This window comes from Spirillospora sp. CA-128828, from assembly GCF_050945415.1.
Classification (GTDB): Bacteria; Actinomycetota; Actinomycetes; order Streptosporangiales; family Streptosporangiaceae; genus Spirillospora.
The window spans coordinates 3,997,009-4,010,656 of the sequence record NZ_CP191986.1 but is presented as its reverse complement, the minus strand read 5'-3'; the positions used below and the strand labels follow the sequence as shown (position 1 = coordinate 4,010,656).

The following is a 13,648-nucleotide window of genomic DNA, read 5'->3' as shown; positions in this document are numbered from 1 at the left end:
GCGGTCCGTGCCGGACGCATGGGCCGTACGGGTGGTCAGGGCGGGGTTTGGGGGCGGCACCGGGCGGACAGATCGCAGTTGATTGCCGTTCACCCCTTGAGATCCCGGCCCCCACGGGAAAGGGTGGTGAGCACGAGTGTGACGCCGGTCACGCACGTCAGGGGGATGGCCGAGCGCCGCACTCGGACGTCAGGCCCGGGCCGCCATGCCCGGGCGCGCGCTACGTCCGAGGAGGCATCATGGCGGACAAGCACAACCCGGGAGGCCCCGGCAGGGCACCGGAGGCCGGCGGGTGCGACAAGGTGCGCAATGTCGCGCTGGTCGGCCACTCGGGGGCCGGCAAGACCACGCTCGTCGAGGCGCTGCTCGCCGCCACGGGCACGCTGCAGCGGGCGGGCAAGGTCGAGGACGGCACCACGGTCAGCGACTTCGACGACGTCGAGGTGCGCCAGCAGCGCTCGGTCAACCTCGCGCTCGCCCCGCTCACGCACGGGGACGTCAAGGTCAATCTCATCGACACGCCCGGCTACGCCGACTTCGTCGGCGATCTGCGGGCCGGGCTCCGCGCCGCCGACGCGGCGCTCTTCGTGATCTCGGCGGTGGACGGCATCGACGGGCTCACCCGGATGATCTGGGAGGAGTGCGCCGCGGTCCAGATGCCCCGCGCGGTCGTCATCACCAAGATCGACCAGCAGCGTGGCGACTACGACGACGTGGTCCTGACGTGCCAGGACGTCTTCGGCGAGGGCGTCGCGCCGCTGTACTTCCCGGCCGCGGGCGAGGACGGGCTGAAAGGCCTGATCGGGCTGCTGTCGCAGCGCTGCCTCGACTACTCCAGCGGGGAACGCGTCGAGTGCATGCCGGACCCCGAGTACCTGGACCCGATCTCCGAGCAGCGCGCGTCGCTGATCGAGGGGATCATCCAGGAGAGCGAGGACGAGACCCTCATGGACCGGTACCTGTCCGGTGAGGAGATCGACGTCAAGGCGCTCATCGAGGACCTGGAGACCGCGGTCGCCCGGGGCAGCTTCTACCCCGTCCTCGCGACGTCGGTCCCGCACGGTGACCACCCCGGCCCGGTCGTCGGCATGATGGAGCTGCTGGAGGTCATCACCCAGGCGTTCCCGTCCCCCCTCGAACACGGCATTCCTCCTGTGACCCCGGTGAAGGGCGGACCGCCCAAGGAGTTCTCCTGCGACCCCGAGGGGCCGCTCGTCGCCGAGATCGTCAAGACCACGTCCGACCCCTATGTCGGGCGGATCTCCCTAGTCCGGGTGTTCTCCGGGACGCTGCGCCCCGACACGACCGTGCACGTCTCCGGCCACGGCCTGGAGGAGCGCGGGCACGAGGACCACGACGTCGACGAGCGCGTCGGCGCACTGACCTCGCCGCTGGGCAAGACGCAGCGGACCGCGTCGTCCTGCATCGCCGGCGACATCTGCGCGGTGGCGAAGCTCAGCCGCGCCGAGACCGGCGACACCCTGTCCGATCCGGGCTCGCCCATGGTCATGGCGCCCTGGTCGATGCCGGACCCGCTGCTGCCGGTCGCGATCCGCGCGAAGTCCAAGGCCGACGAGGACAAGCTCAGCCAGGCGCTCGGCCGCCTCGTCGCCGAGGACCCGACGCTGCGGCTCGAGAACAACGCCGAAACCCGCCAGTTGGTGCTGTGGTCCATGGGCGAGGCGCACGCCGACGTCCTGATCGACCGCCTCCACGCCCGGTACGGTGTCGAGGTCGAACGGGTCGAGCTCCGCGTGCCGCTGCGGGAGACCTTCGGCGGAACCGCCAAGGGCCTCGGCCGGCACGTCAAGCAGAGCGGCGGGCACGGCCAGTACGGCATCTGCCACATCGACGTGGAGCCGACGCCCTCCGGCGAGGGCTTCGAGTTCGTCGACAAGATCGTCGGCGGGGTGGTGCCCCGGCAGTTCATCCCGTCGGTCGAGAAGGGCGTCCGGCAGCAGATGGAGCGCGGCGTGTCCGCCGGCTACCCGCTGGTCGACATCAAGGTCACCCTGCACGACGGGAAGGCGCACTCGGTCGACTCGTCCGACATGGCGTTCCAGGCCGCCGGCGCGCTGGCGCTCAAGGACGCGGCGAGCCAGGTGCCGGTCCTGCTGCTGGAGCCGGTCGACGAGGTGGACGTCCTGATCGCCGACGACTACGTGGGCCAGATCATGTCCGACCTCACCTCGCGGCGCGGCCGGGTGCTCGGCTCCCAGGCGGTGCCCGGCGGGCGCACGATGATCAAGGCGGAGGTGCCGCAGCTGGAGATCATCCGGTACGCGATCGACCTGCGGTCGATGTCGCAGGGCACCGGCACGTTCAGCCGCTCGTTCCTCCGGTACGAACCGCTCCCCACGCACCTCGCCGAGAAGATGGCCGCCGGGTCCAAGCACTCCTAGTCTCGCGGAGACGGGCGGGGCCCGGCACGCGCCGGGCCCCGCCCGCCGTCCTGAGGCCCGCCGTCCTACGGCCCTGCGACGAGGGGCCCGCGCCGCGGACTCGACCTCCGGCGGATCCCGGCTCATCCCGCAGAGTGAGTGCGATTCGGCCGCTGGGCCGATGATCAGCGGGGGGCTCCGATGTCATCGTTGTTCCACAATGGAAAAAGCGGACGACCACCGGAATCCGGCCGCCCCCGGACGCCGGACGTTCCTCAAGGGGCTCGGACTCGCGGCCGCCGGTGCGGTGACGCTGGGCGCCGGGGCGGACACGGTCAGCGGCATGATCGATTCGGGGAGTGCGCCGTCGTCGGCGATGGCGGTGCCGATCGCCGGCCCGTGGCGGCCCGGCCACGCGCACGTGGAGGTCATCTGGGGGGTCGACACCAGCCAGAAGCTCGTCGCGCTCACCTTCGACGACGGCCCGATGCCCAACTGGACGCCCATGGTGCACGACATCCTGGACGCCGAGAAGGTCAAGGCCACGTTCTTCCTCGTCGGCGAGCGGCTCGTCCGCAACGCCCGGCTCGTGCACGGCCGGATGGACCGGCATGAGGCCGGCAACCACACCTGGCAGCACCAGGACCTCTCCCGCCTGTCCAACGACCGGGCCGTGGACCAGCTGCGGCGCGCGCACGACGCGATCGCGCGGATCGTCGGCAAGGAGCCCCGGTTCCTGCGGCCGCCGTTCGGCCACCTGGGCGGGACCACGCTGAGCGCCGCCTGCAAGTTCGAGTACGACATCGCGCTCTGGTCCATCAAGATGCTCGAGAAGACCTACGAGGACGACCCGCCGCAGCTCGTGGACTACATCGTCGGCAACACCGGTCCCGGCACCGTCCTGCTCGCCCATGACACGGGCAACCACGACCGCCTGGTCGCGATCCGCAACCTCGTCCCGATGATCCGGGGCCTGCGCGCCAAGGGCTTCGAATTCGTCACGATGTCGGAGCTGACGAGCGTCTCGCAGGCCCCGCCCCGTCCCGCCGTGCCCGGGCCCCGGCGCGGGACGCCGCCCGCGTAGACGCATCGACGCCGACCGAAGAACGGTCGACGGTCACGCGTCCTGCGGCCAGGCGTCGGCGAGCAGCCGGCGGGTGTCGCGGAGCAGCTGCGGCAGCACCTTGGTGTGCCCGACGACCGGCATGAAGTTGGTGTCGCCGCCCCAGCGCGGGACGACGTGCTGGTGCAGGTGCGCCGCGATCCCCGCGCCCGCGACGAGTCCGAGGTTCATGCCGACGTTGAAGCCCTGCGCGCCGCTCGCCTTGCGCAGCGCCGTCAGGGAGCGCTGGGTGAAGGCGGCCAGCTCCAGGTACTCCGGCTCCTCCAGGTCGGCGTAGTCGGCGACGTGCCGGTACGGGACGACCATGAGGTGCCCGGAGTTGTACGGGTAGAGGTTCAGCACCGCGAACACCGACTCGCCGCGGGCCACGACGAGGCCCTCGTCGTCGGTCATCTTCGGGATCTCACAGAACGGGCAGCCGTCGCCGGAGCCCCCGCCCGCCGGCTTGTTCTCGCCCTTGATGTAGGCCATCCGGTGCGGGGTCCACAGCCGCTGGAAGTTGTCGGGCGTGCCCGCGCCGCCCCGTTCCTCCTCGAAGCGGGGCATGCGCTCGTTCCCGGCGCCGGCCCCGGGCGCGTCCTCGCGCCCCTGCTGCACCACGGACTCCTCCGGCTCTGCGCTCAAGGCGGCGGTCTCCTTTTGTTCACGGCCTGACCAGCAGCATAGAGAGAAGGGGGCGCGGGACTGTAGCCGGGATCCCCTAGCATGGCCCGTCGGCGCGCCCCCGGACGCGCCCGCGATCCGGTGCCTGCGTGACGTCCCGCGCGTCGCTCCGACACCATGGTCACCCGACGAACCCCAGGGAGCGATCATGACCGGGCTCGACAAGCGCCAGACCGGGAACGCCGAGCAGGGGCCGGAGCCTGGCGCGAAACCGCTGTTCCCCGGTGCCCCCGCGAGCCGCCCGGGGACGGCGGCGCCCCAGGGGACACCGCTGTCCGCGCCTCCCGCGGCTCCCGCGCAACAGCAGGTCCCCCCTCCGCGGGGCGTCCTGTCGTCCGGGCAGAACCCGTCGTCCGGACCGAACCCGCTGCCGATGACGCTGCACGGCTCGTCCGGCGATCTCACGGCGCCGGTGGAAGGCCGCATCACCATCGGCGACGCGGTGATCGGGAAGATCGCCGCCCTCGCCGCGCTGGAGGTGGCCGGCGTCGCCGCGCTCACCGGCCCGGACGGGCCCGCCGGTGCGGGCGTACGCGTGGCCCAGGGCGATGACGAGGTGACGGTCGACGTCGCCATCGCCGTCGAGTACGGCACCGTGATCAAGGACGTGGCGAAGGTGGTGAAGGCCAACGTGGCGCGGGTGGCGGGACTGATGCTGGGTGCGCGGATCGCCGCGGTCAACGTGTCCGTCGAGGACGTCCGCATGCCCTCCGGGTCTCAGGCGGCGGGGCGGGCGTAGCAGGTCTGCATGGCCACGCCGACGGAGACCGTGGTGACCTTGACGCGCTCGACCAGCTGCGGCGGAACGCCCGTGAAGTGGAAGGTGTGCGGCCCGCCGCTCCGCACCGTGGTCTGCTGGGACTTGGGCGCCTGCCCCCGCAGCGACAGCTCCGCCCGGATCGCGCCGCTCGCGGAGACGGCGACGACGACGTCCACACCGGTGGCGGTGGCCTTGTAGTAGGCCGTTCCCTTCGGGCACTGGCCGATGCCGGCCGAGCCGTTCTGCGCGGGTATCTGCGGCCCGCCCCCCTGCCCGCCGGAGCCGTCGTTCTGCCCGCCCGGGTAGGGCCGGCCGCTCCCGCCCTGCTGCGGCCCCGGGCCGGTCGGAGTCACCGGGAGGCCGGACCCTCCTGGACCGCCGGTCCCGCCGCCCGCGGACGCCGAGGGGCTCACGGTCCCGGCGGCGCCGGCGCCGCCCTTCTTCCCGTCGTCCATCAGCGGCATGAGGAGGACGATGACGGCCGCCGCGACGAGCAGCAGCGTCCCGGTGTAGCCGGCGATCCGCGCCCAGAGCGACCGCGCGCGCCGCGCCGGCCTCCTGGACTTCATCGGCTGTCTCCCCGGTCGTCGCACGTGATCGATGAGGCTACCAACTCCGGGGGCCGTGCCCGCGCCGTGCGGGCACGGCCCCGGCTCAGATCTGGACGCGCGCCTCGACGGCCTTGACGATCTCGTCGACGGCCTCGCCGATCGGGATCCCGTTCTTCTGCTCGCCGCTGCGGTACCGGAACGACACCGCGTCCTTGGCGATGTCGTCGTCGCCCGCCAGCAGCATGTACGGGATCTTCTGCTTCTGCGCGTTGCGGATCTTCTTCTGCATCCGGTCGGAGGAGGCGTCGACCTCGACGCGGATACCGCGCTCGCGCAGCTTCGCCGCGACCTTCTCCAGGTGCGGGACGTGCGCGTCGCCGATCGGGATGCCGACGGCCTGGACCGGCGCCAGCCACGGCGGCATGGCGCCCGCGTAGTGCTCCAGCAGCACGCCGAAGAACCGCTCGATCGATCCGAACAGCGCCCGGTGCAGCATCATGGGCCGCTGCCGGGTGCCGTCCGCGGCCTGGTACTCCAGGCCGAACCGCTCCGGCTGGTTCGGGTCGACCTGGATGGTGGACAGCTGCCAGGTGCGGCCGATCGCGTCCTTGGCCTGCACGGAGATCTTGGGCCCGTAGAACGCGGCTCCGCCCGGGTCGGGGACGAGGTCGAGGCCGGTGGACTCGGCGGCCTCCCGGAGCGCGGTGGTCGCCTTCTCCCACATCTCCTCCGAGCCGATGAACTTGTCGGACTCGTCGCGGGTGGACAGCTCCAGGTAGAACTCGTTCAGGCCGTAGTCGCGCAGCAGGCCGAGGACGAATTCGAGCAGCCGCTTGATCTCCTCGCCCATCTGCTCCTGGCTGCAGTAGATGTGCGCGTCGTCCTGGGTCATGCCGCGGACGCGGGTGAGGCCGTGCACGACCCCCGACTTCTCGTACCTGTACACCGAGCCGAACTCGAACAGCCGCAGCGGCAGCTCCCGGTAGGACCGGCCGCGCGCCCGGAAGATCAGGTTGTGCATCGGGCAGTTCATCGGCTTGAGGTAGTAGTCGCCGCCGTCGACCTCCATGGCCGGGAACATGTCGTCCTTGTACCAGCCGAGGTGCCCGGAGGTCTCGAACAGGTGGCCCTTGGTGATGTGGGGGGTGTTGACGAACTCGTAGCCCTCCTCCTCGTGCCGGCGGCGCGAGTAGTCCTCCATCACCTTGCGGACGGCGCCGCCCTTCGGGTGGAAGACGGCGAGCCCGCTGCCGATCTCGTTCGGGAAGGAGAACAGGTCGAGCTCGGCGCCGAGCCTGCGGTGGTCGCGCTTCTCGGCCTCCGCGAGGAACTTCAGGTACTCGTCCTGCTTGTCGCGGGACTCCCACGCGGTGCCGTAGATCCGCTGCAACTGCGGGTTCTTCTCGCTGCCGCGCCAGTAGGCGCCGCCCGAGCGCATCAGCTTGAAGGCGGGGATGACCCGGGTGGACGGCAGGTGCGGGCCGCGGCACAGGTCCTTCCAGCGCAGCTCGCCGGACTTGGCGTCGAGGTTGTCGTAGATGGTCAGCTCGCCACCGCCGACCTCGACGTCCGCGCCGTCGGCCGCGTCCTCGACCGGGCCGGATCCCTTCAGGCCGATGAGTTCGAGCTTGTAGGGCTCGGCGGCCAGTTCCGCGCGCGCGTCGTCCTCGGAGACGGGACGGCGGGCGAACCGCTGGCCCTGCTTGACGATCTCGCGCATCCGCTTCTCGATGCGCTTGAGGTCGTCGGGGGTGAACGGCTCGGCGACCTCGAAGTCGTAGTAGAAGCCGTTCTCCACCGGCGGGCCGATGCCCAGCTTCGCCTCGGGGAACAGCTCCTGGACGGCCTGCGCCATCACGTGCGCGGCGGAGTGCCGCATGATCGCCCGGCCGTCGCCGGAGCCGATCTCGACCGGTTCGACGGCGTCGCCGTCGCGCAGCTCGCCGGCGAGGTCGCGCAGCTCGCCGTTGACCCGGGCGGCGATCACGGTGCGGCCGTCGGCCTCCAGTGCCTGGCCCGCGGTGGTGCCCGCCGGCACCGCCCGCTCGCTCCCGTCGAGGGTGATGCGCAGCTCAGACACGGTGGACACGGGTACTCCTCGCGATGACGGGTTGGGATCAGCGGATTCCGATGCTATCGACTCGGGGTGTCCCCCGGACGCATCCGGCTCCATCGGGCGTTCCTCTCCTCGGCGGAGGGCCCGGAGCGTCCCCGGAAAGCGAAGGGCCCCGGGGATCGCTCCCGGGGCCCTGCCGCATGTGATGTCAGTTCATGCCGCAGCCGCGCCGGGGATGACCCGGCGTCGTCGTCTCTGCGAACAGGTGCGGCATGACTCCACTGTAACCGACGGGCACACGCGCGGCACGGCGATACCGCCCCGTCAGACGCGCGCCCTGGGGGCGGCCAGCCGGTCCATGTCCTCCAGTTCGCGCCCCTTGGTCTCGGGGACCGCACGGATCACGAACACGAACGCCAGGATGGAGAACAGCGTGTAGATGCCGTAGGCCAGGCCGAGGGAGAAGCCGGAGATGCCGGGGAACGTCGTGGTGATCACCCAGTTGGCGAGCCACTGCGCGGCGGCGGCGACGGCCAGCGCGGAGGGAGACGGCCATGCCGGCGGCGCCGGCGAGCAGCAGCGGACGCCTCCCGATCCGGTCCACGAAGGCAATCGCGACCAGCGTGAACGCGACGTTGACGATCGAATTGATCACCGAGGTGAGCATCGTATCGCGTCGTTCTCGGAGAAGCCGACCGCCTGCCACAGCGAGGACGAGTAGTAGAAGATCACGTTGATGCCGACGAACTGCTGGAAGACCGACAGCAGGATGCCGACCCAGACGATCGGCAGCAGGCCGAGGCGGGCGCCGCGCAGGTCCCTGAGATGGACGGGGCGGTCCGCGGCGATGGACCGGGCGATCTCGCCGATCTTGACGTCCACGTCGCCGCGGCCCATGGCCCGCGCGCAGCACCTGCCGCGCGCGGGCCATCTATCTCGTCTATCGATCGTGCTTCTTGACGAGTTGACGCGCTCCCCGGCTGAAGGCCAGAGATCTGGTCCGTGCCACACCTCTCAGCGCGACACCCCCACGGCTTCCTGCTTCACCGACCTGAGCCGCCGCAGGCGACGGTCTTACCTGGTCTCCACAGGCTTTGAACCTTGAGGTTCCGTTCCCGCCCGTCCGGCGGTACCTGACGGTGGGATACCAGATTCCGACACGCTTTGGCAGCGAATTGACACTCTCCGCTACCGGCATGCAACCCGCTTTAGCTCAAGCCCAGAGACCCGACACTGGAGACGGTGCACCTCAAGGGCTCAAATGGCCGACCAGCCGCCAGAAGGTCAGGTCGACGGCGCTGAAGGCCAGCGCCGAGCCGAGCGAGCTGATCACGAACAGCACGGACGCGATGAGCAACACCCGCACCCGGCCGATCCGGTCGCTGCGGCCCCGCGAACCAGGCGCCGGCGGCGCAGCCGAGCAGCGCGGCGGACACCACGAAGCCGACGGCGAAACCGCCGAGGCCGAACTGGTCCTTGAGCGCGTCGACCGTCCCGTTGATCACCGAGGAGTCGTAGCCGAACAGGAAGCCGCCGAGCGCCGCCGCGCCCGCGAGGAGCGCCGCGACGGCCGCCGAGTGGGACGGCCCGTCCCGCTGCAGGTCGTCCGCCGGTGCCGGTCCGCCGCCTGGTGCTGTCATGGAGGCGGATCTTCCCGAGAGGAAGGACCTTATGCGAGCCCTTGTCCTCGGTCAGTCGCGGATTGCGATTCCGAGAACATGCGGTGAGGCCGGGTTGGCCCCGCCGGACTCCGGGAACTCGAAGTGCCGCTCGTCCCGGACGGCGAAGCCGCTGCGGGCGATCCACTCGCCCGTCGGGCGGGTGACGTGGCATCCGGCGGCGAGGAACGGCCACACCACGTCGACGCACCGCTGGAACCGCACCTTCCCGGGCGTGCTCCCCCGCACGTGCTCGTAGTAGCGCAGTTCGCCGCCCGGCTTCAGGACGCGCCGGATCTCGGCCAGGGCCCGGACCGGGTCGCGCACGGAGCACAGCACGAGCGACGCCACGGCCACGTCGAACGACGCGTCGTCGAGGTCGAGATCCTCCGCGACGCCGGGACGCACGGTGACCGGAACCGGCGCCCGGCCCGCGGCGTGACCGGCCTTCGCGCGCAGCCGCGGCTCGGGTTCGACCGCGACCACCTCGGTGACCTCCGGCGGGTAGTGCGCGAAGTTGGCCCCATAGCCGGCGCCCACCTCCAGCACCCGGCCGGACGCCCCGGCGAGCAGCTCGGCGCGGTGCGCGTCGCCGCCCGACTTGGCGCACTGGGCGTCCAGCCGCGGATAGAGCCGGGCGAAGATCGGATGGCTCAGGTCGGTCATTCCCGCAGTCTCCGCCGCCCCGGCGATCACCGCAAGATCGCGGCCACGGCCTCCCGGTTCACCAGTCGGCGGCGGACTCGTCGGCGAGGCGGACGAGCTCGCCGTCCGCGTCGACGTCGTAGCGGCGCATCGTGGCCAGCGGCGGTGAGTACACGTGCACGCTCACTGCGGGCGCGCCGGAGGTGTTGCGCACGTCGTGGACGTAGCCGGGCCCGAAGGCATGGGACTGCCCGGCGCCGACGTCGCGCCGGGCGCGGACGCGGTCCTCCTCCAGCGTCCCGAGGGCGACCGCGAACGCGCCGGCGGAGCCGCCGTGGTCGTGGAATCCGGTGGACTGGCCGGGAAGCCAGCTGATCAGCCAGACCTCGTGGTCCGCGTCCAGGTGAAGGCGCTCGTACCAGCGTCCGTGCGGGTCGAGCCGGACCCGGTGCAGCCACTCTTGCGGGGCGGCGGCGAGCTCACGGGCCTTCTCGGCCAGGCGCGGCGGTGTGAAGGCGGCGTCCCCGGACCCGGGCGCGACGAAGCCGGTCGTGGTGACGGTCATGGTGGGTTCTCTCTCCTCGCGGTGTGCGGCCGGTCGTCCTCGCTGGTTTCAGGACGGCCGGCGACACAGCGCGCTGGCCTGGCGGCGCAGGTCGACGTGCAGGCGCTCGTAGCGGAGTCCGGAGATCGTCACGGCGACCAGGGTGGCCCAGATTTCCTATAAAGTCAATCGGAAATAGCTGCTACGGTCTTCCGGCCGCGGCGAACGCGCCGGTCAGGGCCGACGGCGCTGATACCCGAGGGGGCGGATCGGATCTCCCTCCCCGGGGTCAGGCCGCCGGGGCGCCGCACGTTCTAGGCTCGCTGCCAAATGAACGATCCAGTCCACTCACCGTCCGGCCGCCGCGGCCGGCTGCTCGCCGGGGTCCGCGCCGCCCTGGTGCCCGGCGGCGACGACCGGCCGGTCACGCTGCTGCCCGGACGGCTCGTGCTGCGCATCCCGATCCTGGCGCTGCTGGCCGCGCTGACGATCGGCTTCACCGGCGGGTCGATCGCCATCCCGATCCAGGCCTACCACGTCCCGACGGGGCTGGCGTGGCCCCTCGGCGTGCTGCAGGCGACACCGCTGATCTTCGCGGCCCGGTGGCCGCTCGCCGCCTGGCGGGTGGCGGCCGCCGGCCTGCTGGTGACGGTCTTCGTCCGGCACGGCACCGGCTTCATGCCGTGGCCGGTGACCGCGATCCTGGCCCTGGTCGTGATCCTGTTCTTCACCGGGGTCGGCTCCGACCGGCAGACCACGGTCGGCGTCGGCGCGGTGACCATCGCCGGGGTTCTGGTGCCCGCCGTGCTGTTCGGCATGCCGGGCTGGTTCGGCATGATCCTCGCCGGGATCGCCGCGCTCGCGCTGACGTTCGGCGACGCGGTCGGGGGACGGCACTCGGCCGTGGAGGAGCTGCGCCGGCGCGAGGAGCAGCACCGGGCCGACCTGGCCCGGCAGGCGGTGCTGGAGGAGCGGGCCCGCATCGCCCGCGAGCTGCACGACGTGGTCGCGCACCACATGTCGGTGATCGCGATGCAGGCGGAGGCCGCCCCGTACAAGATCCCGGATCTGCCGGACGCCGCCCGGCAGACGTTCGGGGTGGTCCGGGACGCGGCGCGCGAGGCCCTCACCGAGACGCGCCGCGTCGTCGGGCTGCTGCGCTCGGACGACGAGGGCGCGGAGCGCGCCCCGCAGCCCGGCCTGGAGCGGCTGGACGAGCTGGTCGCCGCGGCCCGCCGGTCCGGGCTGGCGGTCGCGACCGTCGTGGTCGGGATGCCGCGCCCGCTGACCACCGGGGTCGACCTGTCGGCGTACCGGATCGTCCAGGAGTCGCTGAGCAACGCGTCCCGCTACGCGCCGGGCTCGCGGGTCCACGTCGAGGTGAAGTACGGGACCGACGCGCTGACGGTGTCGGTCGCCGACGACGGCGCCCGCTCCACGCCCGAGAAGTCACAGGGCGGCGGCCACGGCCTCGTCGGGATGCGCGAGCGCGTCACGATGCTCGGCGGCGGCCTGGACGCCGGCCCCCGCGAGGACGGCTGGGCGGTGGTGGCGGACTTGCCGTACGGAGATCCGGACTGATCTCCGGAGCCGTAGGGTTGGGTCGTGATGATTCGGGTGCTGATCGCCGACGACCAGGTGATGATCCGCGACGGCCTCGCGGCGCTGCTGTCCTCCGATCCCGGGATCGAGGTGATCGGGCAGGCCGGCAACGGCCGCGAGGCGGTGGAGATGGCCCGCCGGCTCGATCCGGACGTGATCGTGATGGACATCCGGATGCCGGAGATGGACGGCCTCGCCGCGACCGCCGAGCTGGCCGGCGGCGCCGACCCCGACGCCGACCCCGCCGGCGCACGGCCGAAGGTGCTCATGCTCACGACGTTCGACCTGGACGAGTACGTCTACGAGGCGCTGGGCGCGGGCGCCAGCGGGTTCCTGCTGAAGGACGCGTCGGCCGCCGATCTCGTGAACGGCGTGCGGGTGGTGGCGGCGGGCGACGCGCTGCTCGCCCCGTCCATCACCCGGCGGCTGATCGGCGACTTCGCCCGCCGGCGCCGGCACCAGCGGCCGAGCCCGCAGGCCACCGCGGGCCTGACACCGCGCGAGCTGGACGTGCTGCGGCTCATCGCGCGCGGCCTGTCCAACGCCGAGATCGCGGCCGAGCTGGTGCTGGCCGAGCAGACGGTCAAGACGCACGTGGGGCACGTCCTGACCAAGCTCATGCTGCGCGACCGCACCCAGGCCGTGGTGTACGCCTACGAGAACGGCCTGGTCGGCTAGCCGGCCTGGTCTCAGCGCGAGGGGTCGAGGACGAGCTTGCCGGTGGTGCGGCGGGCGCGCAGGTCCTCGTGGGCACGCCGCACCTCGCCGAGCCCGTAGTCCCCGCCGTGGATCACGCGGAGCCGGTCGCCGGCGGCGAGGCCGAACAGCTCGTCCAGGGCCTCGCGCATCACGTTGCCGGGGAGCTGGAAGACGTGCGCCAGCCACATGCCCGAGATCGTGGTGGAGTGCGCCATCAGCGTGGCGGGCCGGACGGGCGACGGCTCCTTCCGCGACGCCATGCCGTAGAAGGCGAGCCGCCCGAACGGCGCGAGGGCCTGCAGGCTCTGGTCGGTGACCGTCCCGCCGGTCATCTCCAGGACGGTGTCCACGCGCTTGCCGCCGTTGGCGTCGATGAGCGCGTCCTTGAGGTCGGGCTCGTTCGCGTCGATCGCGACGTCGGCGCCGAGGTCCAGGGCGAGGTCCCGCTTCTCCTTGGACGAGGCGGTGGCGATGACCCGCCCGGCGCCCCAGGCTTTGGCGAGCTGGACGGCGAGCGTCCCGACGCCGCCCGCGGCGGCGTGCACGACGACGGACTCGCCCGGGGCGAGGTGGACGCTGCGGCGCAGCAGCACCCACGCCGACGCGCCCTGGACGATCATGCCGAGCGCGGTGACGTCGTCGATGGCGTCCGGGACGTCCCAGGCCAGCGCTTCGGGCGCGACGGCCTTCTCGGCGTAGCCGCCGGTGCCGACGAGCGCGACGACGCGGCGGCCGTCCGCGGTGGTGCCGACGACCTCGCCGCCCGGCACCATGGGCAGCGTGGACGCCGACAGGTAGCTGTTCTCGGCCTGATGAGTGTCGGCGTAGTTGATGCCGGCCCGCGAGACGTCGATGAGCAGGTGCCCCGGCCCGGCGGACGGGTCGGGAAGCTCGGTGACGGTCAGGACCTCGGGCCCGCCGAACTCGGTGATCTGGATCGCGCGCATGTCTCTCCTGTCAGAAGTC

15 protein-coding genes and 1 pseudogene are annotated in these 13,648 nt (G+C 72.0%); 5 read left to right on the top strand and 11 right to left on the bottom strand.

Annotation, left to right across the window (positions count from 1 at the left end; all coding sequences use genetic code 11):
• Positions 1–239: 239 nt before the first annotated feature.
• A complete protein-coding gene (locus tag ACQPXG_RS19775; protein ID WP_433469167.1) occupies positions 240–2,402 on the top strand; it encodes an elongation factor G-like protein EF-G2 in 2,163 nt (720 codons plus the stop codon).
• A gap of 199 nt (positions 2,403–2,601) precedes the next feature.
• Positions 2,602–3,465: a polysaccharide deacetylase family protein gene (locus ACQPXG_RS19770; RefSeq protein ID WP_433469166.1), complete on the top strand. Its 864-nt coding sequence runs from the start codon at positions 2,602–2,604 to the stop codon at positions 3,463–3,465.
• Between the two features lie 33 nt (positions 3,466–3,498).
• Here ACQPXG_RS19770 and ACQPXG_RS19765 read toward each other — a convergent pair whose 3' ends face one another.
• A complete protein-coding gene (locus tag ACQPXG_RS19765; protein ID WP_433470005.1) occupies positions 3,499–4,050 on the bottom strand; it encodes an HIT family protein in 552 nt (183 codons plus the stop codon).
• Between the two features lie 265 nt (positions 4,051–4,315).
• Here ACQPXG_RS19765 and ACQPXG_RS19760 point away from each other — a divergent pair, with 265 nt between their 5' ends.
• Entirely contained in the window at positions 4,316–4,906 is a 591-nt protein-coding gene (locus ACQPXG_RS19760; RefSeq protein ID WP_433469165.1) for an Asp23/Gls24 family envelope stress response protein, read from the top strand.
• On the opposite strand, the gene ACQPXG_RS19755 is transcribed toward ACQPXG_RS19760, so the two are convergent.
• From ACQPXG_RS19755 to ACQPXG_RS19715, 9 genes and pseudogenes are all read right to left on the bottom strand, one after another.
• Positions 4,885–5,496 (bottom strand): hypothetical protein, encoded by a 612-nt coding sequence (locus ACQPXG_RS19755; protein WP_433469164.1) that lies wholly within the window; start codon positions 5,494–5,496, stop codon positions 4,885–4,887. The two genes, ACQPXG_RS19760 and ACQPXG_RS19755, sit on opposite strands and share 22 nt — an antisense overlap.
• Positions 5,497–5,581: 85 nt before the next feature.
• Positions 5,582–7,567, bottom strand: coding sequence for a threonine--tRNA ligase (gene thrS, locus ACQPXG_RS19750; protein ID WP_433469163.1), 1,986 nt, complete (start codon positions 7,565–7,567; stop codon positions 5,582–5,584).
• A 291-nt stretch (positions 7,568–7,858) separates the two neighbouring features.
• Positions 7,859–8,146 (bottom strand): MFS transporter, encoded by a 288-nt coding sequence (locus tag ACQPXG_RS19745; protein WP_433469162.1) that lies wholly within the window; start codon positions 8,144–8,146, stop codon positions 7,859–7,861.
• Positions 8,147–8,201: pseudogene (locus tag ACQPXG_RS19740) on the bottom strand (hypothetical protein); the annotation flags it as partial. It abuts the gene before it with no gap.
• Positions 8,186–8,431, bottom strand: a complete 246-nt coding sequence (locus ACQPXG_RS19735; protein WP_433469161.1) for an MFS transporter — start codon at positions 8,429–8,431, stop codon at positions 8,186–8,188. The gene ACQPXG_RS19735 and the pseudogene ACQPXG_RS19740, both read right to left, overlap by 16 nt.
• Positions 8,432–8,742: 311 nt before the next feature.
• The gene (locus ACQPXG_RS19730; RefSeq protein WP_433469160.1) at positions 8,743–9,174 is read right to left on the bottom strand and encodes a hypothetical protein; all 432 of its coding nucleotides are present in this window, start codon (positions 9,172–9,174) and stop codon (positions 8,743–8,745) included.
• A gap of 51 nt (positions 9,175–9,225) precedes the next feature.
• Positions 9,226–9,858, bottom strand: coding sequence for a class I SAM-dependent methyltransferase (locus ACQPXG_RS19725; protein ID WP_433469159.1), 633 nt, complete (start codon positions 9,856–9,858; stop codon positions 9,226–9,228).
• A 58-nt stretch (positions 9,859–9,916) separates the two neighbouring features.
• The gene (locus tag ACQPXG_RS19720; RefSeq protein ID WP_433469158.1) at positions 9,917–10,402 is read right to left on the bottom strand and encodes a cysteine dioxygenase; all 486 of its coding nucleotides are present in this window, start codon (positions 10,400–10,402) and stop codon (positions 9,917–9,919) included.
• Between the two features lie 48 nt (positions 10,403–10,450).
• Positions 10,451–10,534 carry a putative leader peptide gene (locus tag ACQPXG_RS19715; protein WP_433470004.1) on the bottom strand — a complete coding sequence of 28 codons (84 nt, stop codon included), beginning with the start codon at positions 10,532–10,534 and terminating at the stop codon, positions 10,451–10,453.
• A 177-nt stretch (positions 10,535–10,711) separates the two neighbouring features.
• Between ACQPXG_RS19715 and ACQPXG_RS19710 the strand changes: the two genes are divergently transcribed.
• Entirely contained in the window at positions 10,712–11,962 is a 1,251-nt protein-coding gene (locus tag ACQPXG_RS19710) for a histidine kinase (RefSeq protein ID WP_433469157.1), read from the top strand.
• A gap of 27 nt (positions 11,963–11,989) precedes the next feature.
• A complete protein-coding gene (locus ACQPXG_RS19705) occupies positions 11,990–12,661 on the top strand; it encodes a response regulator (RefSeq protein WP_433470003.1) in 672 nt (223 codons plus the stop codon).
• Between the two features lie 11 nt (positions 12,662–12,672).
• Here the strand turns inward: ACQPXG_RS19705 and ACQPXG_RS19700 are convergent, their stop codons facing one another.
• Entirely contained in the window at positions 12,673–13,629 is a 957-nt protein-coding gene (locus tag ACQPXG_RS19700; RefSeq protein ID WP_433469156.1) for a quinone oxidoreductase family protein, read from the bottom strand.
• Positions 13,630–13,648 lie beyond the last annotated feature (19 nt).